The organism is Nodosilinea nodulosa PCC 7104 (genome assembly GCF_000309385.1).
GTDB lineage: Bacteria > Cyanobacteriota > Cyanobacteriia > Phormidesmidales > Phormidesmidaceae > Nodosilinea > Nodosilinea nodulosa.
The window spans coordinates 4,752,099-4,776,025 of sequence record NZ_JH976537.1 but is presented as its reverse complement, the minus strand read 5'-3'; the positions used below and the strand labels follow the sequence as shown (position 1 = coordinate 4,776,025).

The 23,927-nt window shown below is 61.7% G+C and carries 21 protein-coding genes and 1 tRNA gene; 11 read left to right on the top strand and 11 right to left on the bottom strand.

Features of this window, described 5'->3' with window-relative positions:
* Positions 1 to 8 precede the first annotated feature (8 nt).
* Positions 9 to 95: transfer RNA gene (locus tag LEPTO7104_RS0122145), tRNA-Ser, on the bottom strand.
* A gap of 216 nt (positions 96 to 311) precedes the next feature.
* Between LEPTO7104_RS0122145 and LEPTO7104_RS0122140 the strand changes: the two genes are divergently transcribed.
* From LEPTO7104_RS0122140 to LEPTO7104_RS0122115, 6 genes are all read left to right on the top strand, one after another.
* On the top strand, positions 312 to 680 hold the full coding sequence (locus LEPTO7104_RS0122140) for a 2Fe-2S iron-sulfur cluster-binding protein (protein ID WP_017300781.1): 369 nt from the start codon (positions 312 to 314) through the stop codon (positions 678 to 680).
* 76 nt (positions 681 to 756) lie between these two features.
* The gene (locus tag LEPTO7104_RS0122135; RefSeq protein ID WP_017300780.1) at positions 757 to 1,590 is read left to right on the top strand and encodes an inositol monophosphatase family protein; all 834 of its coding nucleotides are present in this window, start codon (positions 757 to 759) and stop codon (positions 1,588 to 1,590) included.
* 147 nt (positions 1,591 to 1,737) lie between these two features.
* Positions 1,738 to 2,679, top strand: a complete 942-nt coding sequence (locus LEPTO7104_RS0122130; protein WP_017300779.1) for a J domain-containing protein — start codon at positions 1,738 to 1,740, stop codon at positions 2,677 to 2,679.
* Positions 2,676 to 3,983, top strand: coding sequence for an ATP phosphoribosyltransferase regulatory subunit (locus LEPTO7104_RS0122125; RefSeq protein WP_017300778.1), 1,308 nt, complete (start codon positions 2,676 to 2,678; stop codon positions 3,981 to 3,983). The genes LEPTO7104_RS0122130 and LEPTO7104_RS0122125 overlap by 4 nt, the downstream gene beginning before the upstream one ends.
* A 118-nt stretch (positions 3,984 to 4,101) precedes the next feature.
* Positions 4,102 to 4,329, top strand: coding sequence for an indolepyruvate ferredoxin oxidoreductase subunit alpha (locus LEPTO7104_RS0122120; protein ID WP_017300777.1), 228 nt, complete (start codon positions 4,102 to 4,104; stop codon positions 4,327 to 4,329).
* 63 nt (positions 4,330 to 4,392) lie between these two features.
* Positions 4,393 to 5,493, top strand: a complete 1,101-nt coding sequence (locus LEPTO7104_RS0122115) for a sensor histidine kinase (protein ID WP_017300776.1) — start codon at positions 4,393 to 4,395, stop codon at positions 5,491 to 5,493.
* Positions 5,494 to 5,513: 20 nt separating this feature from the next.
* On the opposite strand, the gene menD is transcribed toward LEPTO7104_RS0122115, so the two are convergent.
* The 3 genes from menD to LEPTO7104_RS0122095 all read right to left on the bottom strand — a co-directional run bounded on the left by menD (position 5,514) and on the right by LEPTO7104_RS0122095 (position 10,778).
* Complete coding sequence (gene menD / locus LEPTO7104_RS0122110) at positions 5,514 to 7,307, bottom strand: 2-succinyl-5-enolpyruvyl-6-hydroxy-3-cyclohexene-1-carboxylic-acid synthase (RefSeq protein ID WP_017300775.1); 1,794 nt, start codon at positions 7,305 to 7,307, stop codon at positions 5,514 to 5,516.
* A gap of 52 nt (positions 7,308 to 7,359) precedes the next feature.
* The gene (locus tag LEPTO7104_RS0122105; protein WP_017300774.1) at positions 7,360 to 8,796 is read right to left on the bottom strand and encodes an isochorismate synthase; all 1,437 of its coding nucleotides are present in this window, start codon (positions 8,794 to 8,796) and stop codon (positions 7,360 to 7,362) included.
* A gap of 269 nt (positions 8,797 to 9,065) precedes the next feature.
* On the bottom strand, positions 9,066 to 10,778 hold the full coding sequence (locus tag LEPTO7104_RS0122095; protein ID WP_026072969.1) for a diflavin flavoprotein: 1,713 nt from the start codon (positions 10,776 to 10,778) through the stop codon (positions 9,066 to 9,068).
* 544 nt (positions 10,779 to 11,322) lie between these two features.
* Here LEPTO7104_RS0122095 and LEPTO7104_RS34880 point away from each other — a divergent pair.
* From LEPTO7104_RS34880 to LEPTO7104_RS34875, 3 genes are all read left to right on the top strand, one after another.
* Complete coding sequence (locus tag LEPTO7104_RS34880) at positions 11,323 to 12,375, top strand: WecB/TagA/CpsF family glycosyltransferase (RefSeq protein WP_017300772.1); 1,053 nt, start codon at positions 11,323 to 11,325, stop codon at positions 12,373 to 12,375.
* 140 nt (positions 12,376 to 12,515) lie between these two features.
* Positions 12,516 to 13,343 carry a 3'-5' exonuclease gene (locus LEPTO7104_RS0122085; protein WP_017300771.1) on the top strand — a complete coding sequence of 276 codons (828 nt, stop codon included), beginning with the start codon at positions 12,516 to 12,518 and terminating at the stop codon, positions 13,341 to 13,343.
* Between the two features lie 199 nt (positions 13,344 to 13,542).
* Positions 13,543 to 14,670: a WG repeat-containing protein gene (locus tag LEPTO7104_RS34875; RefSeq protein WP_017300770.1), complete on the top strand. Its 1,128-nt coding sequence runs from the start codon at positions 13,543 to 13,545 to the stop codon at positions 14,668 to 14,670.
* A 30-nt stretch (positions 14,671 to 14,700) separates the two neighbouring features.
* On the opposite strand, the gene LEPTO7104_RS0122075 is transcribed toward LEPTO7104_RS34875, so the two are convergent.
* Positions 14,701 to 15,597, bottom strand: coding sequence for an alpha/beta fold hydrolase (locus LEPTO7104_RS0122075; protein ID WP_017300769.1), 897 nt, complete (start codon positions 15,595 to 15,597; stop codon positions 14,701 to 14,703).
* Positions 15,598 to 15,806: 209 nt separating this feature from the next.
* Positions 15,807 to 16,544: a COP23 domain-containing protein gene (locus LEPTO7104_RS0122070; RefSeq protein ID WP_225887027.1), complete on the bottom strand. Its 738-nt coding sequence runs from the start codon at positions 16,542 to 16,544 to the stop codon at positions 15,807 to 15,809.
* A gap of 383 nt (positions 16,545 to 16,927) precedes the next feature.
* Here LEPTO7104_RS0122070 and LEPTO7104_RS0122065 point away from each other — a divergent pair, with 383 nt between their 5' ends.
* Positions 16,928 to 19,117 (top strand): AMIN domain-containing protein, encoded by a 2,190-nt coding sequence (locus LEPTO7104_RS0122065; RefSeq protein WP_083887110.1) that lies wholly within the window; start codon positions 16,928 to 16,930, stop codon positions 19,115 to 19,117.
* Positions 19,118 to 19,188: 71 nt separating this feature from the next.
* Here the strand turns inward: LEPTO7104_RS0122065 and LEPTO7104_RS0122060 are convergent, their stop codons facing one another.
* Positions 19,189 to 19,614: a DUF1824 family protein gene (locus tag LEPTO7104_RS0122060; RefSeq protein WP_017300767.1), complete on the bottom strand. Its 426-nt coding sequence runs from the start codon at positions 19,612 to 19,614 to the stop codon at positions 19,189 to 19,191.
* A 97-nt stretch (positions 19,615 to 19,711) separates the two neighbouring features.
* Between LEPTO7104_RS0122060 and radC the strand changes: the two genes are divergently transcribed.
* Entirely contained in the window at positions 19,712 to 20,443 is a 732-nt protein-coding gene (gene radC, locus LEPTO7104_RS0122055) for a RadC family protein (protein ID WP_017300766.1), read from the top strand.
* Between the two features lie 259 nt (positions 20,444 to 20,702).
* Here the strand turns inward: radC and LEPTO7104_RS0122045 are convergent, their stop codons facing one another.
* The 4 genes from LEPTO7104_RS0122045 to LEPTO7104_RS41265 all read right to left on the bottom strand — a co-directional run bounded on the left by LEPTO7104_RS0122045 (position 20,703) and on the right by LEPTO7104_RS41265 (position 23,819).
* A complete protein-coding gene (locus LEPTO7104_RS0122045; RefSeq protein ID WP_026072965.1) occupies positions 20,703 to 21,206 on the bottom strand; it encodes a cupin domain-containing protein in 504 nt (167 codons plus the stop codon).
* A gap of 541 nt (positions 21,207 to 21,747) precedes the next feature.
* Positions 21,748 to 22,884 (bottom strand): hypothetical protein, encoded by a 1,137-nt coding sequence (locus tag LEPTO7104_RS0122040; protein WP_017300763.1) that lies wholly within the window; start codon positions 22,882 to 22,884, stop codon positions 21,748 to 21,750.
* A 151-nt stretch (positions 22,885 to 23,035) separates the two neighbouring features.
* Positions 23,036 to 23,632 carry a CPBP family glutamic-type intramembrane protease gene (locus LEPTO7104_RS0122035; RefSeq protein WP_017300762.1) on the bottom strand — a complete coding sequence of 199 codons (597 nt, stop codon included), beginning with the start codon at positions 23,630 to 23,632 and terminating at the stop codon, positions 23,036 to 23,038.
* A 19-nt stretch (positions 23,633 to 23,651) separates the two neighbouring features.
* Complete coding sequence (locus LEPTO7104_RS41265) at positions 23,652 to 23,819, bottom strand: hypothetical protein (protein WP_196358141.1); 168 nt, start codon at positions 23,817 to 23,819, stop codon at positions 23,652 to 23,654.
* Positions 23,820 to 23,927: the final 108 nt, after the last annotated feature.

The window sequence follows — 23,927 nt, the reverse complement described above, 5'->3', positions numbered from 1 at the left end:
TAGTAAAACGGAGAGAGAGGGATTCGAACCCTCGTTAGAGTCACCCCTAAACAGCATTTCCAGTGCTGCGCCTTCAACCGCTCGGCCATCTCTCCAGGGGGCGGTTTTTACCGCAGAGGCTATCGTAGCAAACAATGAGGCGCGATAACAGGGGCAGGGCTGGATTCGGGCGGCAGAGGGGGCAATTTGCCGCCGGGCAATTTTTCGTGAGAGCATAGCAACGGCAGGCAGAGCCGCGATCGCGCCTTAAGCTGACGGTGATGCCAGGCCACGCCGTGCCCATTTCCCCAACGCCCCTCCCTAGATACGCCATGGCCCGCACTCACACCGTGACAATTCACCATCGCCAAACCGGGCGAATTTATACCGTAGAGGTGCCCGAGGACCGCTATATTCTCCAATCCGCTGAAAGCCAGGGGGTAGAGCTGCCGTTTGCCTGCCGCAACGGCGCCTGCACCACCTGCGCCGTCCGCCTGCTAGAAGGCGAGGTCGATCAGCCAGAGGCCATGGGGCTTTCGCCCGATCTGCGCCGCCAGGGCTACGCTCTGCTGTGCGTCAGCTATGCCCGCAGCAGCATTCAGGCTGAAACCCAGGACGAAGATGAGGTCTACGAGCTCCAGTTTGGGCGCTACTTTGGCAAGGGCAAAGTCCGCATGGGCCTGCCGCTGGAGGATGACTAGATGACTACTCCTTCGACGGCTGTTGCCTTGGCCTTTCTCCAGCTGCTGTTTTCAGAGTCCTCCCTACGCTTGTGTCATGGCACTTCCCCCTGAGTCCGATTTACAGCGCTGGCTAGACAGCGCTACCGAAGCCGCCCTGGCTGCCGGAGCCGTGCTCCAACACCACTGGGGCAACCTGGATAGCATTGACGAAAAGGGGCGATCGGGCGATCTGGTCACCGAGGCCGACCGGAAAGCCGAAGCGGCAGTGATGGCGGTTCTAGAACGCCATCTACCCCCCACCCATGGCGTCTTGGCTGAGGAGTCGGGGGTGATTAGAGGTGGCGAAGCCAGCCTGCTGTGGGCGATCGACCCCCTGGACGGCACTACTAACTACACCCACCAGTACCCGTTCTGCGCGGTTTCCATTGGTTTGCTCGCCGAGGGGGAGCCAGTGTTGGGGGTTATCTACGACCCCGTTCACCAGGACTTGTTTCGCGCTGCGGCTGGGCTGGGGGCCACCCTCAACCGCCGCCCCATCCATGTGTCGGCCACCGATCGCCTGGCCGACAGCCTCCTGGTTACCGGATTTGCCTACGATCGCCGCGAAACCTCCGACAACAATTACGCTGAGTTTTGCCACTTTACCCACCTCACCCAGGGCGTGCGTCGGGGCGGGGCTGCCGCCATCGATCTGGCCTACGTGGCCTGCGGGCGGCTGGATGGCTACTGGGAGCGGGGGCTGTCCCCCTGGGATATTGCCGCTGGCATTGCCCTAGTGCAAGCGGCAGGGGGCAAAGTTACCGCCTACGACGGTGCCCCCGTGGACGTTATGGCCGGTCGCCTGCTGGCCACCAATGGCCACCTGCACCAGGCCATGAGCCACACGCTGGGGCAGATTCAACCCCTGACGCTGCCCGCCTTGAGCTAGGTTCGCCAGCGATCGCTGATAAGTTTAGTCAGCTCTAGACCCAATAAACTTCCTGGGGCTGGTTAAACTGAGGTTGGCTGGGTAGAGTGAAGAGTACTTATAAGCCGCAATCGCGTATATCCTGAGCCGTCCCTCCGGTAGGTGACCATGAAACCAGATCAAGGGTTGTTTCAATCTGATTTTGATGACCATCATGCGGTGCTGGGAGTCCCCATCAACGCCGATACTAAAGTCGTGCGCAAGCGCTACTTGAGCATTGCGCGCAAACTGCATCCCGACAGCCTGTCTGGGGCTTCGGCCGCAGAGGCTCAGCGAGCTAGTGAGGTGCTCTCCAAGCTGGTCAATCCCGCCTACGAAGCCCTCAACCAAGAGAAATCAAACACCGAGCATATGCTGATGCTCAAGCTCAAGAGCCAGTCCCTCCGCCAGGTGGGAACGGCCCCGTCGGTGACCTCAGCGCCTGCCCAAGACCTGCTCAAGGCTGCCCACGTCGAAGCGGCCTACCGCCAAGCCGTCAACGGCCTGGCCGAGCGGCAGTTTGATCAGCTAGAGACGGTATCTGACGTGATTGGTAAGCTCAGCGAGCTGAATTTGGTTTACCTGTACCGCAGCAGCGCCAGCGATCGCGCGCCAGCAAGGCCTCCCGCTGCCTCAGCCACCGCCGCTTCGGGGCAGACCCAGCCCTCTGCAACCAGCCCCAGCGTCTCGTCCCCGCCGCGCCAAAACAAGGCCGCTATTCTGGATAGCTACGTCAACCGCGCCCAGGAATACGAGATCGACAAAGACTACAGCCGCGCCATTCTAGAGCTGCGGGAGGCTCTCAAAACCTATCCCAACGACGGCACCTGCCACAGCTACCTGTCGGCGCTGTACCTGAAAGCAGGTCAGAGTACCATGGCCCGCATCCACGCCAAGCGTGCCCTTGAGATCAACCCCAAGGACGAGCGGGCGATCGCGGTTCAGAGCCGGGTCGATAAATCGGGGGCGGGGTCCTCCTCCAGCGGCGCTAAGGCTGCCAGTGCAAAAGCCCCTAAACCAGCGGATAAGGGCGGCGGTTTCTTTGGTCTGTTTGGAGGCAAGAAGAAGTGACCACCTACCACCCTCCCGCCGGGGCGCGCGACCTGTTGCCCCTGGATGTAGCCCAGAAGCACTGGATTGAAAACCGCCTGGAACAGGTGTTTCAGCGCTGGGGCTACCACCGCATCATCACCTCTACCCTGGAGCGCATGGATACCCTGATGGCGGGTGGAGCCATCGATCAGGCTGCGGTAATTGAGCTTCAGCCGGTAGCCGGCAAGCGTTTGGGGCTGCGGCCCGAGCTTACCGCATCGATCGCCCGTACAGCCGTCACCCGTCTGGCCCGAGTCACCTATCCCCAGCGGCTCTACTACAATGCCAATGTCTTTCGCCAGGCCACCCAGACCAGCCACGGCGGCCAGCAGGAGTTTTACCAGGCTGGCGTAGAGCTATTGGGGGCCGGAGCTACGGTAGCCGATGCCGAAATTGTGCTGCTGCTGCTCGATTGTTTGCGCAGCCTTCGCCTTGACTCCTGGTGTTTGATCCTGGGCGATGCCCAGCTCACACAGGCGCTGCTGGCCCCCTTTGCCGTCGACCAGCGGCAGGCGGTACGCCAGGCCCTGGCCGCCCTCGATCGCGTTGCCCTGGAAACCATGGATCTGCCCGCGGCGCTACACCAGCACGCGCTCAAGTTGCTCGATCTGCGGGGGCATCCAGAGGATGTCCTCCAGGCCCTGGGGCAATTGCCCCTAGACGGCGACACCCAAGCGGCAGTCGAGCGGCTGAAGTCGCTGGTAGCCCTGGTGCGAGAGGTAACCCAGGGCGCGAATACTGGTCCGGACAACAGTTCTTCAGGCAACAGTTCTTCGGGTAACGGGCAAAGGCCAGCCCAGGGCAGCCCCCAGTCGATTCCAGCCCTGACCTTAGACCTCAGCCTAATTCAGCCCTTCGACTACTACACCGGCCTGGTGTTCGAAGTCGTAACTGGCCCCGACCAGGGCTGTCAGGTGCTGGGGCAGGGGGGCCGCTACGACCACCTGCTAGAGGTATTTCAGGGCCAGGGGCAGGGGTTTCCAGGCATCGGCTTTGTGCTGGACATCGACGCCCTCCACCAGGCCCTGCTGACTACCAGCCATTTGCCCCAGGATACGCCTCCCAGCGACTGGCTCGTGGTCCCTACGGCGCCCCAGGCGGTGGCGGCAGCCTTTACCTATGCCCAAACCCTGCGGGCCTCTGCGAGCCTCGTGCGCGCAGAGGTGCACCTGGCTACCCACGAAGCCCCTGCCGCCACCCGCGAACTGGCTCGCCAGCGCCGTATCAGTCGCATCGCCTGGATTGGCCCTGACGGGTTGCCAGATATCGAAGCCCTGAACTAACGTAGGGGGTGACTGCCCCCTGGCTCAATTCCCCATGGGGATAAGGCTTGGTGGTTAATCATTTGCACCAGGGAATTTTAGGTTCCCGTTGACTGAGCTGTGCCCGTAAGGAGAGATTGTGGCCCACACTATTGTGACAAACGTTTGTGAAGGGGTAGCCGACTGCGTCGATGCCTGCCCGGTAGCCTGTATTCAGCCGGGTCCAGGCAAAAATAGCAAGGGTACCGACTGGTACTGGATTGATTTTTCGACCTGCATTGACTGCGGCATTTGTCTCCAGGTATGCCCGGTAGAGGGGGCAATTTTGCCTGACGAGCAGCCCGATTTACAAAACACCCCTAGCTAGCCTGGTCTAGTCTGGGGGGCTCAGATACCGATGCCCTAGGCTCAGCCTTGAAGTCTCTAAACTATGGCCAAAGTTAGCCTGCGCAGTCGCCTTTTTCTCTCTCACCTGGCGGTGATGGGAATTGGCATCATAACCCTGGCTGTAATTGGCCGCCTCTACACACCAAGGCTGTTTATCATTTCCTTAGAGCGCTACGAGAATGGGGTGCTGAGCGTGCAGCGCCGCACCCAGCTGGTGAAGGGGTTTGAGGCCGCCTGGAGCCGGGGCATGCTGTGGGCCATTCTAGTTGGTGGTGGTACAGCGGGTGGGCTGAGCTACTGGGTATCGCGGCGAATTATTCGCCCCCTGGATCAAATGACTGAGGTCACGCGCTCATTTGCGTCGGGGCGATTGGATGCCCGAGTGCCGCCCTCAGAAATTTTAGAGATCCAGCGCTTGGCCAGCAGCTTTAACCGGATGGCCGCCGACCTAGAGGGGGTCGAGGAACATCGCCGCGAGCTGATTGGCGACCTCACCCACGAGTTGCGCACGCCGCTAACCATCATTCACGGCTACCTGGAAGGGCTAGCCGACGGCACCGTTATTCCCGAGCCAGAGCTTTATCAGCGGTTAGCGGGTGAAACGACGCGCCTTCAGCGCCTTGTCAACGACCTCCAGGAGCTTTCAAAGCTAGAGGCAGGCTATCTCCCCATTCAGGCCCAAATGGTGGCGCTGTGCCCCCTCCTGACGGCGGTGGTGCGTCCCTTTGCCGATCAGTTTGTGAGTGCCGAGCGGGTGGCCATTACCCTCCAGTGCCCGCCCAATTTGCCCCTTGTCCACGCCGATCCCAGCCGCATTGAGCAAATTGTGATCAATCTGCTGGGCAATGCGCTGCGCTACACCGAAAAGGGGTCGGTCACCGTCAACGCCTGGGCTCAGCCGGGGCGCGTTTACGTCAGCGTGGCCGACACCGGCATTGGCATTGCCGAGGAAGATGTGCCCTACGTCTTTGAGCGGTTCTGGCGGGCCGATCGCTCTCGCACCCGCAGCTCTGGAGGAACGGGGCTGGGGCTGACCATCTGCCGTCGCCTCGTGGAGGTGCAGGGGGGCAAGATCGAGGTCAAGAGCCAGCTGGGGCAGGGCAGCGAGTTTACGTTTTGGCTGCCCCAGGCGACCGCATTTTGAGGAGTGGGTAAATAGTGGCCCTACGGGGCTGAGGGCAGAAGATCTGCGGGCGGCGTCAGAAGCCGTTGGCGGATGGCATGGGATTGTTTGCGATCGCAGCGCACCTCCAGCAGCCGAACGCCCCGCTCCAGCGGGCTGCTGAGAGCCGCCTCCAGCTGACCCCAGGTTTCGACCCGCTCGTAGTTGACTCCGTAGGCGGCGCAGAGGCGATTGAGGTCGACGCTCTGAGGGGTGGTAAAGAAATCTTCAAACCAGCGTTCGCCCGCGGCGGGCACGGTGGCAACCGGCAGGCGATCGAAGATACCGCCGCCCTGGTTGTTGAGCACGATTACGGTGAGGTGCCCCCGCAGGCGGGGCAGGCTGAGCCAGCCGTTGGTGTCGTGCAGCAGGGCCAGATCGCCTGTCACCAGCACCGTTGGGGGGCCACCGTGGGCAATGCCCAGGGCCGTGGACAGGGTGCCGTCGATGCCGTTGGCGCCCCGGTTGCAGTAGGGGCGCAGGCCGCGATCGCCGGGGGGCCAAAACCACTCCACATCGCGGATGGGCATGCTGTTGGCAATCACTACCGGGGTAGTGGCGGGCAGGCAGTGGGCCAGCAGCCACGGCACCTTTCCCTCGAAAAGCGTTTCCAGCTGACCCAGGGCAGCATCGAGATGGTGGCGCAGCCTTTGCTCTAGGCGCAGCCACCGCTCCAGGTACGCAGAACCGGTGCTGGCAGGCCCGGAGGAAAGCCTCTCCACCAGCGCCTCTAGGGATAGGGGTACTGGCGTTGCGGGACCGTGGAGCGGATCGAGGTTAGCCCCCAGGGGGTCGATTACCCAGCGGCGGGGCTGGTTTATCTGTAGCCACTCGCGCAGGCGTTTGCCGGTGGGTAACGGGCCGAGCTGAACGACCTGGTCGGGCACCAGGGTTTTGGCGGCTAGGTGGGTTGGCTCAAGCGCCAGCTCGTAGGTGCTGACTAAATAGGGGTTGAGGGCCGCCGCATTGCGCAGCGGAGAAAGTCCATCGGCCAGCACCGGCCAGCCCAGGCGGCGGGACAGCTCGGCGACCGCTTTACAGTAGGCGGCGGGATCGACGGGCTGGGCCGGGCCAGCCACGATCAGGCCGCGATCGCAGCCCTGCCAGGTTTCTAACAGCCGCGCTATGGTCGATTCCGGGGCTAACATGCTCTCTGCCGCCGGGGCGATCGCCGCCGCTAGCGGCCCCACTGCCGCCAGAAAACCCTCGCCCAGCGCTCCCGCCAGATGGGCCACCGAGTTGTCGGCAATGGGGGCCAGGGGATCGCGAAAGGGACAGTTCAGGTGCACCGGCCCCGCCACCGGATACAGCGATCGCTCCCAGGCCTGCACCAGGGTTTGCCGCAGGTAGCGCAGCATACCCTCCTCCGCCACCGGCACCGCCAGCTCCGCATACCAAACCGGAAACGATCCAAACAGCTTGTGTTGATCGATGGTTTGCCCCGAGGCGCAGTCGCGCAGTTCTGGCGGGCGATCGGCGGTCAACACCAGCAGGGGAATACGGCTTTCCCTGGCCTCAATGACTGCGGGGTAGTAGTTGGCCCCGGCGGTGCCGGAGGTACACACCAGCACCACCGGCAGCCCTGTGCGCCGGGCCACCCCGAGAGCAAAAAAGGCCGCCGATCGCTCATCCAGCACTGGCACCGCTTCGATCCCAGGATGGGCCACCAGCGCCACGGTCAGCGGCGTTGAGCGCGAGCCAGGGGAAATCACCGCTGTGCTCAGCCCTAGCCGGGCCAGGGTGGCCGCCAGCACCGACGCCCACAGGGTGTTGGTATTGCGAAAGTCAAAGGTCATAGATCAGGGTCGAGGCCAGGGGACAGCGGCCAGGGAACAGCGGCCAAATGGCCTACACCAGCGACTCGCCCAGGGCGCGCAGTTTGAGCTTGATTTCAGCCCACTCGCGATGGGGGTCAGACCCTGCCACAATACCAGCCCCAGCGTACAGCCGCACCCAGGTATCGGCCACCAGGGCCGAGCGAATGCCCACGATGAATTCGCTGTCGCCGTTGGCTCCCACCCACCCCAGCGGAGCCGCGTACAGGCCCCGATCAAAATCTTCAAAGCGCAAAATTTGGGCACAGGCCTCTCGGGTGGGTACACCGGCCACAGCAGGGGTAGGGTGCAGCGCCTCCACGATCTGCAGCGGATGGATATGGCGGGGGACTCTGGCCCGCATGGGGGTATGCAAATGTTGAATATTGGACAGTCGCCGTACTCCAGGCCAGGGCTGGTACTGGGGCCACAGCCCCACCCCCTGGAGCTGCCGCGCCAAAAATTCCACTACCAGGCGGTGCTCGCCCCGCTCCTTGGGGTTGTGCAGCAGCCCCTGGGCCAGGCAGTCGTCCTGGGGCGGGGTCGTACCCCGAGGGGCCGACCCCGCCAGCGCATCGGTCACCAGCTGTCCCTGGGTGAGGCTCAACAGCCGTTCAGGACTCGCCCCCATAAAAGTTTTGCCATTGCCCTGCCCCACCGAAAAAATATGGCAGTCGGGATAGCGCTGTCGCAAACGGCCCAGGGCGGCCAGGGGCTGAATCGGTTCGGTGCTGACCCAGTCAAGGGCGTGGGCTAACACAATTTTTTGCACTGGGTGCTGGGTCATATGGCCCAGAGCGCGGTTTACCGTCGATCTAAACCGCTGCCCTGCCCCAGAGGCCGGCTGCACAGGCCGCCTAGCCAGGATGTGGGGATCTCGCCAGGGCGTAGCGCCCAGACGCTCCAACGCCCGCAACTGGTCGGCCAGGCTATCGATGATGGCCCCCACATCGGTGGTTGCGGTAATCAGGTGGTTTAGCGTTAAGACGCCCTGGTGTGCCTGACGCACGATCTGCCACTGGGGCAGCAGCACCAGCGCGGCCGGAAAGATCGACTCAGCTCGCCGCTGGTCCGCAAAAAAGGTAAACGCGCAAAAAAATCGGGCCCAGTCGGCCCCGCTAAGGGAGGTGGTTGAGCCCGCTGCGCTGTAGCAGTGGGTTTTGTCGCGCCACTGCTCGATAAACCGACGGGCTCGGGCAAACCGATAGATGCCAGCGGTTTCGTACACCAGCGCCGTGCCAAAGCCCACCACCGAAGTCTGGGCCACAGGATTTTCCAGGTAGAGGTGGCGATCGCCGCCGGGGGCCAACTGGGCCAGCACCTGCAATGGGTCTACCAGAGGAATATCAAAACTCAGCGTCACCAGCTGGGGCTGATGGCTCTGCCTCGCCTGACCGAGCCGACGATCTAAAAACCGATATACCGATTGCAGCGTTTGGCCGCGATCGGAGCAGTGAGAAACAACGGGCATACACCTTGGGATTTTAAAGCGGTTTGCTTAACGTCACGGCTGGGCGGTGTGGGCTAAATCGTGCCGAACCGCCCCGGTGCCCCAGGCCTTGAAGGCCCAAACCACCAGCGCCATGACCACATCTACCCTGACCCACTGAGCCTAAGGCCTAGGCCCTATAACGGGCTGAAACGTGCTCCAGTTAAGCCGCTCAGCCCTTTAGCCAGTATCCCTACTGGTAGCATATTCAGTTATGGCGTAGCCAATTCAGCGCCAGTCGTTCACGCAGCTTAATAGTGAGTGCCGGTCTTGCGGTGGTGAACGGCTGTTTTTGCTTCGCCGTCTAGCACCCGCCCTGCCTGCACCGTGGCGTAGACCAACCAGTGATCACCACACTCCATGCGCTGGTCTACGGTGCACTCTAGATAGGCGATCGCCTCGGTTAAAATTGGCGCGCCGTTCTCAGCCATCTCCGTTTCAACCTCTGCAAAGCGGTCTTCACCGGGGGCAAACGGCTTGAGAAAATGCTTCATTGGCCCCAGATGCCGCCCCTCCGCCAAAATATTCAGGACAAAAGGATGGCCCGGATACAGCAGCGACTCGATCGCCCGATCTTTGGCCACCGCCACCGTAAACCCCGGCGGCGTAAACGACGCCTGCGACACCCAGGAGGCCAGCATGGCGCTCGAAACCTCCCCCTGGCAGGCCGTGACAATGCTCAGCGAGCCGACAATTCGCCCCACGGCCTGCTCCACCGCCGAGGCCGGGGTGCGGGGCTGCTTGGCGCGCCTGGCTTTTTTCAGGGCCTGGGCGAAGTCGGTACCCACCTCTTCGCAGTACTTGAGGGTGACATCGGTGGGCTTAAACTTAACCCGAATGGGGTCAAAGGCCAGGCTGTAGCCGCCGTCCTTGAGCTTGCTCTCCAGCAGATCAATGGCCTCACCACTCCAGCCAAACGACCCAAACACCCCGGCGGGCTGAGCCTTAGAGGCGGTCGACAGCACAATGCCCAGGGCTGTCTGCATGGGCGTAGGGGCATGGCCCCCCAGGGTGGGCGAGCCCATTAGAAACCCGGCAGAGTTTTCTACAGCGGCTTTAATATCGTCGGGGCTAGCCTGCTCAGCATTGATCGACTCCACCGATACCCCCGCCTTGGTGATACCCCGGGCCAGCGCCTGGGCAATGGTGGCGGTGTTGCCGTAGGCCGAAGCGTAGATGAGTGCCACCGAGAGATCCTGGCTCGTTTGGGCCTGGGCCCAGTCGCGATAGCTTTGCACCAGTTCGCGGGGACTGTAGCGCACCACCGGGCCATGCCCCGGAGCCAGAATTTGGAACGGCAGGGGAGTCAGTCGCCCTAGGGCCGCCAACACCTGGCGAGCACTGGCGGCAAACAGGCAATCAAAGTAGTAACGCCGGTCCTCTAAGAGGTCATGCCAGCTGAGATCAAAGACCGTGTCATCGCAGCGGTGGGCACCAAAAAACTTGTCGGAGTACAGCACCCCGGAGTAGGGGTCAAAGGTGGCCAGTCCACCGGGATAGCGCGGCGTCGGGATTAGCTCGAACTGAAGATCGTGTCCTTGACCCAGATCGAGGCGATCGCCACCGCCGCGAATTATGCGCAGGCGGGGTGATACATCGGGCAACAGATCTTTCAGGGCCAGCCCAGCAGGGTTTGAGCACACTACCGTAACTTCTGGCAACCGTTCTAGTAAAATCTTTAATGTTTCGGCTCGGTTTGGGTTGATGTGCCCCAAAACTATGTAATTGATCTGATGCAGGTCAATATGGCGCTCTAGGGCTGCCAAAAATATTTCATTAAATGACTCTCCAGGTGGGTCGATCAGCGCTGTGCGATCGGCCTGGATGAGATAGCTATTGGCTGTGGTGCCTCGCTCGAGACCGTATTCAATCTCAAACCTGAGGCGGTTCCAGCTGCGGCAGCGCAGTACCGTCGTGCCGGCTGCCATAGCGTAAAGCTGAACGTCGCGAGGGGGGGAAGTCATGGGCAGTGGGTAAGGGCAGGTTTAGGGGGCACTCCGGGCAATCTGTACTCGGCATGGCGGCACAGAAACCCAACGGGTAGGGCTGCTGCAATTTTAAAGGATCAGGAGCCGCATCCTGGTTGAGAGGGTGTCTATGGCCTAGATTTTAGGCTCGCCGCAGGGTCAGTGTCAGCTTTACAGAGGTATTCAGCTTTCATGAACCGCCTTGGGAATGCCCGTGCTTTCTCGCACCCTACCCTAGTATGAATGAGCCAGCCGATATGGTTGGCAACCCGCTCAATCTATGGTCAAAGGGCGATGGTCAATGGGTTTTCCCTTGGATATAGCTCAGCTCGATGAGCACCTTCCCTGAAGCCCGCAATTATACTGAGATGGCTGGTTATTTATGTAACACTGAGTTAGCCTGGAGCAACAATCGTATCTGCCCCGACTAACGGACCGCAGAGTTGAGTCGTGGAGTGGGTCCACCCTGACACGGAGTTGGCCCTGTCCAAGCGCTCTAGCTAATCGGTTATCTCTCTGGTACTTGAAGTTGGATAATCCTATGGAGTCACAGTCTACCGGACAGGTATTTACGCCAGCTGTTGATGACGCGGTAATCAATGACGCGGTAGTCAATGGCGCTGTAGAGCAAAGGTTTGGGATCAGCCATGGGCGACTGGACGTTGCCCCTGTTTCGCCAGCTGTCGATGGCACGGGAGGCGGGCAAACCAAGCAGCCGGTTCCAGCAACGGAGGTAAAGCAGCTCTACAGGCAGTTTCGTAAGGCCGCCCTTGAGTCTACTGCTCGAGAACTGCGTAAACAGCAGTACGAGCACATTCAAAATCAGGTCGAGATTCTCAGCATCCCCATTGACAATATTTCGGTTAACGACTTTTTAAGCCAGCTCAAGCACGGTGTGGTGTTTACCCCCAACGTCGACCACCTGATGAAGCTGCAAAAAGATATGGACTTTGTGAAGGCCTACAGCAAAGCCGACTACCGCGTTTGCGATAGCCAGGTGCTGATGTTTGCCTCCAAGTTCTTAGGTACGCCCCTAAAGGCCAAGATCTCGGGTTCCGACCTGTTTCCGATGTTCTGTGAGCATCACCGCCACAACGAAGCGATTAAGATCTTCCTGATGGGCGGTGCTGAGGGCATTGCCGATCAGGCCATGGAGCGCATCAACGCCCGCATTGGCCGACAGATCATTGTGCAGGCCCACTCGCCGTCCTTCGGCTTTGAAAAAGACGAGGCTGAATGCGATCGCATTCTAGACATGATTCGCCAGTCGCCCGCCAATGTTCTGGTGGTGGGTGTGGGGGCACCCAAGCAGGAGAAGTGGATTGCCAAATACCGCGATCAGCTGCCCAATATCGATATTTTCCTGGCCGTAGGGGCCGCTATTGACTTTGAGGCGGGCAACAAACCTCGGTCGCCCGAACTCCTTAGCAAGCTGGGTCTGGAGTGGCTCTATCGGCTTAGCACTGAGCCAGGCAGACTGTGGAAGCGCTATCTGCTAGACGATTTCCCCTTTCTGTGGCTGCTGGTTAAGGAGCGCCTGGCCCGCCTACAGCGTAAACCTGCGGCTGACGAAATTGTGTCTCGCCGGGTCTAGGCAGGACAAACTCAGCGGCGGCATGCCGCCGCTCCGACTCCGGCAGATTCCACGTCTGCCGGAGCAATTTTTTGTCTCCTAGGGCGATGACGCTGGACAAAATGTGGCACCTTAGGAGGGTTCCCTGCGGTAGTAGAACTATGGTTCCTGTGTCGGTGGGCGGCATTGCTCAGTCTGCGCTCTTTACAGACCAGTTGTTGGCCTACTACCGACAGTTGCCCAAGGCCGTGCTGACGGTAGTCGATGTGGAAACTACTGGCTCTCGTCCCCCAGAATCGAGGGTGATTGAAATTGCCGTAGTGCAGGGGTCCCTGGCGCAGGGGATTACCTATGAAGCGACTTTCTTGGTCAACGCCCAGGTGCGGGTGCCAGCCACCATTACTCGCCTGACGGGCATAACTACGGCCATGGTTGAGCAGGGCACCGCGGCCGATACCGTGTGGCAGGCCCTGCGATCGCCCCTCGCGCAGGGGGTGCTCACCGGCCACAACCTGGCCTTTGACTACAGCTTTATCCAGGCGGAGTACCAGCGCTTGGGCCAGGGGTATCAACGCTCCCAGGCAGAGCAATTTTGCACCGTGATTTTGTCGCGGCTGCTGCTGGCCGATCTGCCCTCCCGCAGTCTACCCCAGCTGGTGCGCCACTTTGGTTTTGACGTGGGGCGATCGCATCGGGCCATGGCCGACACCAAAGCCTGCTGGCTGTTGGCCAACTTGCTGCTAGAACGCCTAGACAACACCTCTGACGAAACGCTGCGCCAGCAGTTTGAAGACCAGTGGGTGCCCCTGAGGGAGGCGGCCAAGGTCTTTGGCCACCCGCGCCTTGAGCTACAGCAACGGCTAGACGCCCAGGACTGCGAGCGGCGCACCTCGCGGCGCGGCAACCGCCACATGTACCGCCGCCGCGACCTGGAAGCCCTCTACCGAGAGCTGCACCCACCCCAGCTGTCGCTGAATTTGGGCGATTGAGGCTGGGCGGCTGAGCGCACGGGCAGCGCCGGGCGGCAGTAACGACGGCCCAGCTAATCGGTCTTTGGCGCGCCAATCCTAGCTTTTTTTGGAAATTTTTCCACGACGGCAGAAAGATCCGTCATGGTGACAGAAGCGAGAGCAATACTGCAGAGCAGATCTGTTTTGCCCAGGGCATTTGGCTGGCTGAGGGGGAACTATGGCGCACCGGGCTTGGCGCTGGGGAAGGGGAGGCTTAATTGGTCTGGGACTGACGGCGGTGGCGGCCTGGGGCCTCCTGGCGGAGGGGTTCGATCGCCTGTCCCGGCAGGCCACCACAATGATACAGTTCATAAACCCTCAGCCCATTGCCTTGGCCAGCGCCATGATCAGCCCCCTACTCTTCGATACGGTGTCGGACTTTTCCGAAGGAGTGGCCCATGTTCGCCTCAAATCAAACTTGGGCTATATCGATCGCGACGGCAGGCTCGATATCCGGGTGGCCGACAGCAATATCACCGTAGCTGCCGACTATTCCGAAGGGCTGGCGGTGGCCCAGGCGGGCAGCTACTTTGGCTACATTGACCGCCGGGGAGAGTGGGCAATACCCGTGCAGTTTCGCCAGGCCGGGTCGTTCTCGGAGGATCTGGCGGCGGTACAGGGAGGCACCAAATACGGTTACATCAATCTCCAGGGTGAATGGGTGATTGAGCCCCAGTTTGACCTGGCCGAAAAGTTTGTGAACGGTCGCGCCATGGTTAAGCTGGGGGACGCTTACGGCTACGTCGATGCCGACGGCCGCCCGGCTATCCCGCTGACGCTTAAGGATGCCTGGAGCTTTTCCGGCGGTCTGGCGGTGGCCAGGTTAGACCGGCTCTACGGCTACATCGACCCCAGCGGCGCGATGGTCATTCCCCCCAGCTACGACGGCGCCTTTAGCTTTTCTGACGGACTGGGGCGGGTTCGCCAGGGCCAGCATTTTGGCTTTATCGACTCCGCTGGCACCATGGTCATTGAGCCTTCCCTATCCTTTGCCTCAGATTTTTCGGAGGGGCTGGCTGCGGTGCTGATCGAGGGCCAGTGGGGGTATATCGAGCGCACTGGCCGGGTCGTTATTACCCCCCAATTTGCCTACGCCGCCGATTTTTCGGAGGGCCTGGCCGCTGTGCAGCAGGATGGTCGCTACGGCTACATCACCCCCCAGGGGGACTGGGCGATCGCCCCCTTTTACAGCAATGCCGGACCGTTTTCGGAGGGGCGGGCGCGGGTGCAGATTGACAACCGCTGGGGATTTATCGACCCTGAGGGCAATTTACTCACCGGATCTGGCTTCAAGGATTTGGAATAGCCCTGGCGGCCCAATACCCTGCCAATATTTTTAGAGACCCCCAAGATCACTCCTTAGCCATTGCTGAATCAACCCGCTGGTGAGTCCGGGCTGCTCCAGCTGAGGGGTTAGGCCTATGCCGGGCAGAACCTCAAAGCGGCGAATAGCGGTGGGATTGAGGGCGGCCAGACGGCGTCCGGTTTCCACCGGCGTTAGCTGGGCGGCCTCGCCCCAAAGGATGACGGTGGGAGTTGTGAGCTGAGTCAGGTAGGGAGCTAGATCAAAGCTCAGATCGCCCCGCACGAAGGCCAGGGCAGCGACATCGGCATTGGGCTGCTGGGCCGATTGGAGGTAGGCCGCAACGATATCGTCGGCAATTTTGCTGGAGTCGGCAAACTGGCGCTGGGCTAGAAACAGCCGAATGCCCTCGCTGGTGGCGATCGCCCCGCGATAGATTAGCTGATCGACCACCGGCAGCTTGACGATCTGGTTGATGACCGAGCCGCTGGGATCTTGACCAAAGTCGGCCAGCCCTGCCGGAGCCACCAGAATCAGCCCGCGCAGGCGATCGGGAGCCTTGACAGCGACCCGAACCACCATCGCCGCGCTGAGGGAAGAGGCGATCACGACCGGCGGTCGGGGGCAGAGCTTCTCGATGATCTCGCTCAGCAGGGCCAGGTAGTCGTCGGTGGTGCAGGGGCGATCGGGGTGGTCAGATTGGCCCCAGCCAATTAGGTCGGGGGCCAGCACCGGGTGCTCTGCCGCAAAGGCCGGATACACCTTTGACCACTCGTAGCTCGACGACCCACCGCCAAATCCATGGACGAACAGCAGCGGCACCGCATCGGCTGGGGGCGTCGCCCAAAAATCGGCGTCGGCCTCGACGTAGGCTACCGTACCCAGGCTGAGGGGCACCGATCGCTGGCTAAAACCGGGGGGAATAAACATAAAACCATGGTGTTACTGCCTTCTGACTACCACGAAGCCCGCCCGCTTGCCCACTACCCTGGGAGCGAGGGGCTGTCATCAGCTGGCGGCAGATGGCCCCAACCTCAACTGCTTTAGCCCCTAGCCGGGCTTTTGGTCGGAGCCAGGCTCTGGCCATGCCCGTTCGTGGAGGCATGGCCCAGGCACCGTGATCGCCGGGGGGGGTGCCCCTAGCGAAAGGCGTCGGGATTGAGGGAACGACCGGAGGAAGTGCCACCGCCCAGGCGAGCGCCGGTTCCGCCATCGGCAGGATCTAAAAAGGGTTTCAGGTTAATGCCCCCGGGGCGCGAGCTGCCAGGGGTGGTGCCGGGCAGGCCCAGGATATTGCCAAGTTGCCCTAGCACGTCGCTATTGCCGCCGGTAAAGGTATTCACCCCCTGGGTCTGGTCGCCCCGATCGGCGATGGTTAGGTTGTCAAAGACGCGATCGCGGGTCTGCGCGGGGTCTTGCCCTGGGGGCACGGTAAAGACAATGCGGCAGCCGGGTACGGTTTCGGTGGTCACACAGACCGTGTTGTAGCCATTTTCCACGGCGGTTTCCAGGGCCAGCAGACCGTCGGGGCGGTACTGCTCGAGGCGATCGCTGATCGTGGCGCAGCGGCGCTCGGCGGGCCAGGCGCTACCCATGTCCTCGGGGACGGCCCAGGGGTAGGCCTGACCCGGCTGGCTGGTGGGAGAATACATGACGGTGTACTGCCCGTTCTGGAGCTGACAGGTAAAGCGAGGGGTGGCATCGGCCTCGGTGGGCGTCGTTTCAGGGGCGCTTTCTGGAGTATTTTCGGGGGTATTTTCGGGGCTGCTCTCGGGGGTCTGGGCCTGCCCTACGGCCCCGAGCGGCCCGGTCAGTAGCGCGGTGGCTAACCCGCCCATGAGGAACCTAGTCAACGTACCGGTCATAGAACGGGCCATGGTGTGCTGCCTCCAAAAATCGATCATTGGGTGTGAGGATATCTTTGCCCAGGGTGCCCCGGCGGCTGAAGCGTGGACCAGCCCGCAACGGTGCTTAACCCAATCACAGCGATTCTCCAGTAGTTCGCGACGCGATCGCCGCCCCACAAGTTCCCCCGCTCGCCGGATCTGCTCCACCGGCCTGAGTCCTGTCATGGCCTCAAAATCTTCAGCGCCCCACTTGCAATTTTCAAGATTGTGCGTATCCTTAGTTAGGCTTTGGGTTCACGCTGTATTTAGGCTAGCTCGACCCGGCCTTAACGCTGCATCTAGCGTTTGCGCCGAGAAACCGCTGGCTACCCGCTCACTCCACACTCACACCGCCCCAGAGGGAGACATCACCCATGGAACACCCAATCCACCATTTCGCTCGATCGGGCCGACCAACAGCGGGCCGACCCACAGCGGTCCGACCCACAACGGACCGACCCACAACGGGTTATCGCCTGGGTAACTGGGCCGGGGCGGGCCTTATGGTGTCTACCCTGCTGGTCATCAGCCCTGCCGCACGGGCAGAGACCCTATCTGCCTGGCAGTTTGACCCGGCCACCCAGCAGCTGACCCTGACGCTGCCCAGCGGCATTACCCCTCACTACACCGTCGAGACGGACCCGGCCCGCATCGTGCTCACCCTGCCCCAAACTGAGCTGGGGGCGGTGCCAGCCCAGCAGACCTACAGCGGTAGTGCTGTGAGTCAGATCAGCCTCAGCCAGGTCGGCGGCGACACCGTGGTGGTGCTCGAACTGGCGGCAAACAGCGCGATCGCAGCAGATGGCCCAAGCCTGGTGTCCGTCGCCGCTGAAGGCCAAACCCGCTGGATACTCACGGCCCTGGCCCCTGACTCCAACGGTACCCCAGCAGCGGCTGCCCCAGGCACTGCTGACATGGTTGTAGAGCTACCGATAATTCCGGGAAATGACCCTCGGCTGGGCTTTCCAGAGGCAGGGGCCGGGCGGTTGAGCACCTCGGCAGCCAACCTGATGCTGCCCAGCGACATCGATAATCTGGCAAATTTGCCCGATGCTCTGCCGGTCGATCCGTTCAACCTGGGGCGGCCTGGGGAGCAAGTCTCGGTGCCCAGCCTGGCCGAACTCGATGCCGCCGTCGGCCCTGTGGCGGCCCTTCCCCAGGGAGCCAGTCCGGCCCAGCTGGAACCGCCAACCAGCGGGGCCGCCGGCCAGCCGGGGGCGATCGCCAGATCGCCGGTTGCCTCCCCCGCTGGCGGGACAGGTTCGGTCCTGACCCAGGAGCCGCCCCTTACCCCCGGTACCGCTCCGGCGGCCCCTGAACCGCCCACCGCCGCCCCTCAATCCGAAGTCGTCGCAGCCCAGCCCGCCAGCCCTGCTGCGCCCCCGGCAGCCCAGCCTGCGGATTTATCCCCCATCGATCGAGATAGCGAGGCCAGCGGTGTGCCCATTGCGGTAACGCCGCCAGAGGTGACGGCAGCGGCACCAGCGGCACCAGCGGCCCCGGCAGCGGCCCCGGCACCAGCGACCCCGGCGGTTACCGCTCCAGACCTGCCTGCCCCAGCCCTACCCACCCCATCGCCTGGGGCGATCGCGGTGGATCCCCCGGCAGCCCCCGCCGCCGAGTCTAGCCGCCCTGCCCCAGTAATTGCCGAAAACCCTCCGGCCCTGCCAGACTTGAGCGCCGATGCTGCCGTGCCCTCGACCGTGACAGCATCGCCAGAGCCAGGGCAGCCTGCCGACGCGATCGCGGCCCAGCCCAGTACCATTGAGGGGGGCAGCTCCATCAGCCAAGAGCCGCCGCCAGTCGCCACGGTGCCGGTGGGGCTGACTGGCACCGACCCCAACCTGCTGACCGTTCCTGCCGCCCCGACCACCACCAGCCAGGGCACCGTAGTGCCCCCGGATGAGCCAGTCATCATTGCCTCTGCCGGAGAGCCAATTTTGTTTGGCAGTCCGCTGCCCGGCGGTAGCCAGGCGGCCTTACCCAGCTCTGTTAACCCTGCCCCCGCCGATCGCCCCCTCTCCCCCGATACCCTGGTGGCTGCGGGCACGGTTCTAGAGCTGCAATACGTGGGCGATGAGCCCCTCGATCTCAGCACCAACTCCAGCCAAAACCAGGTGCTGCTGCTGGCCCACGATATTCGCGATCCAATTACTAACGGCATTGTGGCCCCGGCCGGCAGCCAGCTGATTGGCCAGTTTGAGCCTTCTCTCCAGGGCCAGCGCTGGGTCAGCAAAATGCTGATTGCCCCCGCCGGGCAGCAAGTTGCCTTTGCCAGCACCACCGACTACATCGTGGGGAACACCGAGGTCAGCACGCCGCGTCTGGCCGCCGGGGCTGGCTTGGGTGCCCTGGCCCTGCTGCTGTTGACGGGTTTTAGCGGCATTGGTTTAGTGGGCGGCGCCTTGGTAGGAGCCACCACCGTGGTGGGCACCTCTCCCCAAACCGTTGTCATTGAGCCAAACCAGGTGATTCAGGTGCAGGTGATTCAGGATATCCCCCGCGCCATCCCCATCGCCGCCGCGCCCGAGAACAGCCGCGAGTGGGGCAGTGGTGGCTGGTAGCTCTGGCCTGTCCCCTGCCCCTGGGATGCGATCCAGCTGTCGGATCGCATCCCCAGCGGCTTGATGTTGCCCTACCCGGTAAACAGATCGAAGGGAAACGGCCCGTAGGTGCCCGCCAGCTCAGTCATCTCGGGTTCGGAGGTGTGAAAGGTAATCAGCACGCCTCGCGACAGGCCGCTGTAGTCATCCAGGTACCAGGCCCCTTTGAGGGTGTTGAACTTGACGTACACCGCCCCCTCGCGATCGGGCAGGTCCAGATCGACAGCAATGCCCAGGGCGGCGAGAAATGATTCGAGCGATCGCTTGCCCTCAGCCAGGGTGCTGGCGCAAATGCCCAGGGTTTGATAGTCGGACCACTCGTTAAAGTTGCATATATCCGTTCGCACCTGGGCGGCTTCGGCGTCGCTGAGGGCCGGGGGCGTGGTCAGGCAGCTAAAGCGGTTCAGCCGCTGACGGGCGGCGGTAGCAGCGGTGGCGGTTGGGTTCGGCACGGTCATAGAAATAGCTCGCTGGGGTAGGGCTGGGTGTTTTTGGGGAGGGCGCGTTTGGGCTTACTAGCAGTGGGCTAAAGGCCCAACTGTCAGAGGTGCCACCATGACCTACCATGTCCGCGTGTTGGACATGCCGTCTAGCGATCGCCCGCGCGAACGGCTGCTATCTTCCGGGGCGAAAAGCCTATCGACCGCAGAACTCCTGGCCATTTTGCTGGGCACGGGCCAGGGGCCGGGCAAACTGTCGGCGGTGGGGCTGGGCCAGCTGATTCTGCAAGAAATGGGGCAGAATCAGCGCGACCCGCTGACCTCCCTGCGGGATGTCTCAGCCCACGACCTGACGGCCATTGACGGCGTTGGCCCGGCTAAGGCCACCACCATATTAGCCGCCATTGAGCTGGGAAAGCGGGTCTTGCAGGCGATTCCGCCCGAGAAAACTGTGGTGGACGATCCGGCGATTGCCGCCGCCGCCCTCAGCCACGAGCTGATGTGGCAGACCCAGGAGCGCTTCGCCGTGGTGCTGCTCGATGTCCGCCACCGGCTCATGGGCACCAAGGTGATCACCATCGGCACCGCCACCGAAACCCTGGCCCACCCGAGAGAAATCTTCAAAACCGTGATTCGCCACGGCGCGGTGCGCTGCATCGTGGCGCACAACCACCCCAGCGGCAACCTCGAGCCTTCCCCCGACGATCTGGCCCTGACCCGGCAGCTCTTGCAGGGGGCGCAAATCCTCGCCGTGCCGGTGCTCGACCACCTGATCATCGGCAACGGCGACTTCCGCAGCCTGCGCCAGACCACCCAGCTCTGGCAGGAAACGCCCCAGGGAGTTTAGCACCTGACTGCCCAATATATTTCCAATATAGGTTGGTCCAATTTAGGTTAGGTAAAGCGCAGGGTCACCCAACAGTAGCCGATGATTTGGGGCTGCCGGTGATCAATCACTGAGATGGGTCGATCCATGGGCTAGTACTCTGTGGCACAAGTTTAGAGACTATCTCTTCGGGCTAGGGAGCAGGGCAGCTAGGGAGCCAGCGATCCGGAACGGTGGGCATGTTTCAGCCCTCGGGTATTCGGTTTCGGTTCAGGCAGGTTTAAGAAGCGGGCTGATCGCGCTTCATGACCGGAATTTCAGGCTCTTCTGCCCAGTAATCGGTGGCTTCAAATTTGCCCACCCCCCTGATCGATCGAGATAACCACTTGTTTGAATCGGGGAAATAACAGGCCTCATAGGGAAGATTTTCTCCCACCATTAAAATATCGACTACATCATCGGTATGGTTGTAAAACTGGTGGGCCACCCGCTCTCCTCGCGGGAAAGAAATGGCGTCTCCCTCCTTAACTTCGACGGTTGTATGCCCGTAGCGCAGCCTCGCTTTGCCCTTGAGAATGAGGCAAAATTCATCTTCATGGACATGGTAGTGGTGCGGGCAGGAGAGACTCTTGGGCTTTAACCGCTCAACTACAACCCCAATGTGACCCCGACGATGATCCATGGCGGGGGTGAGACGTTTTGACCAACCCGTGTAATCTTCGGAGTGGTGTTCGTCTTTCCAGATCAGTTCGGCCATATTCACAACGTGTGGAATGTCTGCCATAGGTCCTCCGGGTGAAATGGGGTTGGTGAGCGATCGCCTCTAGCCTCCGCAAGGGAACCGTCAGCTCTCATTGTCCTAATTTTGGGCAGTGTTGGGGACGGCTGAGGAAAAATTAAATGAGCGCATCTATTCCATTGGCAAACAAGATAATCACAATCCCAACAATTTTGGCATTGCCTTCGCTAGATTTGTGGGTAGTGCAGCCGATTCAAACCCAGAGCCAAACTAGACAGCCGAGCAAACAAAAGGCTTTGCTGAATTAAGGGATAAACCTGACAAGACTGGAACATTCTCGAACTTTATGAGTGGCCCCACATTTCGGACATTGCATCACAGATTCCCCTAATTTATCGTTCAGTTATGCAACGCCTAAGTCAAAAGGAGAAGACGATCGCCTTCCCCTTTTACTTGGCTGACTAATGCTTGAGCGCAAGCTAGTAGACTGCGGCACAAGTGTGACGACTATTGCCAATCGCGAGGGAGCAGGGGAGCTAGGGAGCCAAGCGAGCTGGAATAATCGGCATATTTCCGCCTCCGAGTACTAGCCCAGTTCCGCGATCGGAGTTTCCAGGGCAGGGGCCGCTGCCGCCAGATCAACGCTGCCGTTAATATCGCCCAGGGGCGTAGTCAGCGATGCCGTAGCGATACCGCCGCCCACATCGATAGTGCCGTCGATACCGGCAAAGAAGTCGGCCCCCTGGTTGGCAAAGGCCGCTACGTCAAAGGTGGTGTCGAATACGCCGATGGGGCTTGCCAGGGTGGCGTCGAGAACGCCGTCGGTGAGCGTGCCAGCGCCGTCGAGGTCTTGAACAAACCCGGCTGCATACTCGCTGGCCAAGGGGCCAACGTCGAGGTCGGCGGTTACGGGCAGGTTGAGGCCTGAACCAATGGGCAGTGTGGCATCCAGGTGACCTACTCCGTCTGCCAGGGTAAACGCCCCGCTCACGGCTGAAATCGGCACGGATAAGTTTCCAAATGGGCCGACATCGGCCACAATGCTGCCGCTGTTGAAATCCACCGCGCCGTCGATGTTGCCCAACCCGGCTACCGGGGCGGTGAAGGGGATAACGGCATCGTCGCTAAAGTCCATGGCGGCGACAAGCTGGCCAAAGGGCGTGGCCAAATCGAGGTTGAGGTCGCCCCCGGCCACGTCAATGGTGCCGCTGACGGGGCCTAGGGCCGTAGCCAGATCGAGGGCAAACGCGCCGTTGGAGAAAGGCACCGTAGCATCGATGGCGTTGATGCTGTCGAGCACCAGGTTGCTGACGGCGGCAGACAGGTCGAAGGCTGGGAGCGAGGCCGTTTGGCCATCGGTCGCGATCGCGGCCTCCAAAATTCCCCCGCTCAGGGTCACGCTGCCGTCAGACACCGCGGCTAGGTCCGCATAGTCTCGCAGCGTGGCTGGGGCGTCGAAGCTGCCGGTCAGAGTGGTGCCGTCGGCCAGGGCCAGATTGGCGTCGAACAGGCCGTCGGTCACCGTCACCTGCCCCGCTGCTTCGGGCAGGGCAGCGGCGGCATCAGCGACAAAATCGGCAAAGCTGGGGTCAAAGGCGGCCAGCAGACTCAGCACGCTGTTGCTGCCAAAAAAGGCTGAATTGGGCGTAAACTCAGCGGCGGTTTCGTTCCCGCTGGAGCTAGCTTGGTCAGCCGAAAGAACGGACAAATCGGTAGAAGACATAGGGAACACCCTTGCTTTCTGTACGGTAAAAATCAGTCTGCGGCGCTCCGCTGGGTATTGTGCCACAGGAATCTAGGAGTGCCCAGGAAAATTTTGCGCGATCGCGGAGCAAACGCCCGTAACGTCGCAGGCGCGACAATTGTAGCCGCCGCTACCGATCGACCTCAGGGGCCTTGTGCCCCCGCCTAGCCAACGCCGCCCCGCCCAGCCGCGCCCAGCCGCCAAAGCCATAGATCCACGCCAGCACCACCAGCCAGTGCACCAGCACCACCAGCCCCAGCGATCCGCTCATCCAGTACAGACCAATGAGCACCAGCCCCAGTCCGCCCGCCAGCGCCAAAAAACGCGGGTCAGCCAGGCCCGCTTCGGCCCCGCTGTACAACGTTTTATCGAGCGCTATGTGATACAAAATAAACACCACCAGGCTGACCGTGCTCCACAGCAGCCAGCGATCGCCGGGCACCGCCTCGGAGGGGTGGGGCAGCAGCATCACCCGAAATACTGCTTCTTCGACCAGGGCCGGGGCGATGCAGCGGCGCAGCGCGTCTAGCCCCAGTTCCAGCGGCCCAGCGATCGCGTTTTGACGCACCAGAAAACCGCTTTTAAGCCCCAGGGGAAGCGCCACCAGGCCATACAGAACCAGCCCCGCCAGCCCCTGCAACCCCATGGGCCAAGTTAGGCCGGTGGCCCAGGCCTCGGCCAGGCGCTGGGCTACCAGCCTCAGAACAAAACCATCGCCAAACAGCATGTTGGAGCTAAAACGGGGGCTATTCTGGAGATGACGCCTGGGCAGGGAACGGACCAGGCGGCGGTGCAGCACCGCCTGCTGTAGTCGCCAGCAGCCCCAGGAGGCAAGTCAAAGCAACGGTTAGAGCAATTCGCTGGAGCAAGCGGCGGGTGCGCGGCGGCAGGCCTGAATCGGGAGACGGTAGCATCGGTAGCGATCACCATGGCAATGGGAGACCTTTAGCAAACCACATTCGGTCCTCCGGAAAGTTCGCCTTAAGGAAAACCAAAGCTTCGTCTCCGTGAGCAATGTTGAT

Coding starts and splice junctions, on each gene's coding strand:
- LEPTO7104_RS0122140 (WP_017300781.1), top strand. CDS start 312: ATGGCCCGCACTCACACCGTGACAATTCACCATCGCCAAACCGGGCGA.
- LEPTO7104_RS0122135 (WP_017300780.1), top strand. CDS start 757: ATGGCACTTCCCCCTGAGTCCGATTTACAGCGCTGGCTAGACAGCGCT.
- LEPTO7104_RS0122130 (WP_017300779.1), top strand. CDS start 1,738: ATGAAACCAGATCAAGGGTTGTTTCAATCTGATTTTGATGACCATCAT.
- LEPTO7104_RS0122115 (WP_017300776.1), top strand. CDS start 4,393: ATGGCCAAAGTTAGCCTGCGCAGTCGCCTTTTTCTCTCTCACCTGGCG.
- menD (WP_017300775.1), bottom strand. CDS start 7,307: ATGACCTTTGACTTTCGCAATACCAACACCCTGTGGGCGTCGGTGCTG.
- LEPTO7104_RS0122105 (WP_017300774.1), bottom strand. CDS start 8,796: ATGCCCGTTGTTTCTCACTGCTCCGATCGCGGCCAAACGCTGCAATCG.
- LEPTO7104_RS0122095 (WP_026072969.1), bottom strand. CDS start 10,778: ATGACTTCCCCCCCTCGCGACGTTCAGCTTTACGCTATGGCAGCCGGC.
- LEPTO7104_RS34880 (WP_017300772.1), top strand. CDS start 11,323: ATGGAGTCACAGTCTACCGGACAGGTATTTACGCCAGCTGTTGATGAC.
- LEPTO7104_RS0122085 (WP_017300771.1), top strand. CDS start 12,516: ATGGTTCCTGTGTCGGTGGGCGGCATTGCTCAGTCTGCGCTCTTTACA.
- LEPTO7104_RS34875 (WP_017300770.1), top strand. CDS start 13,543: ATGGCGCACCGGGCTTGGCGCTGGGGAAGGGGAGGCTTAATTGGTCTG.
- LEPTO7104_RS0122075 (WP_017300769.1), bottom strand. CDS start 15,597: ATGTTTATTCCCCCCGGTTTTAGCCAGCGATCGGTGCCCCTCAGCCTG.
- LEPTO7104_RS0122070 (WP_225887027.1), bottom strand. CDS start 16,544: ATGGCCCGTTCTATGACCGGTACGTTGACTAGGTTCCTCATGGGCGGG.
- LEPTO7104_RS0122065 (WP_083887110.1), top strand. CDS start 16,928: ATGGAACACCCAATCCACCATTTCGCTCGATCGGGCCGACCAACAGCG.
- LEPTO7104_RS0122060 (WP_017300767.1), bottom strand. CDS start 19,614: ATGACCGTGCCGAACCCAACCGCCACCGCTGCTACCGCCGCCCGTCAG.
- radC (WP_017300766.1), top strand. CDS start 19,712: ATGACCTACCATGTCCGCGTGTTGGACATGCCGTCTAGCGATCGCCCG.
- LEPTO7104_RS0122045 (WP_026072965.1), bottom strand. CDS start 21,206: ATGGCAGACATTCCACACGTTGTGAATATGGCCGAACTGATCTGGAAA.
- LEPTO7104_RS0122040 (WP_017300763.1), bottom strand. CDS start 22,884: ATGTCTTCTACCGATTTGTCCGTTCTTTCGGCTGACCAAGCTAGCTCC.
- LEPTO7104_RS0122035 (WP_017300762.1), bottom strand. CDS start 23,632: ATGCTGTTTGGCGATGGTTTTGTTCTGAGGCTGGTAGCCCAGCGCCTG.
- LEPTO7104_RS41265 (WP_196358141.1), bottom strand. CDS start 23,819: ATGCTACCGTCTCCCGATTCAGGCCTGCCGCCGCGCACCCGCCGCTTG.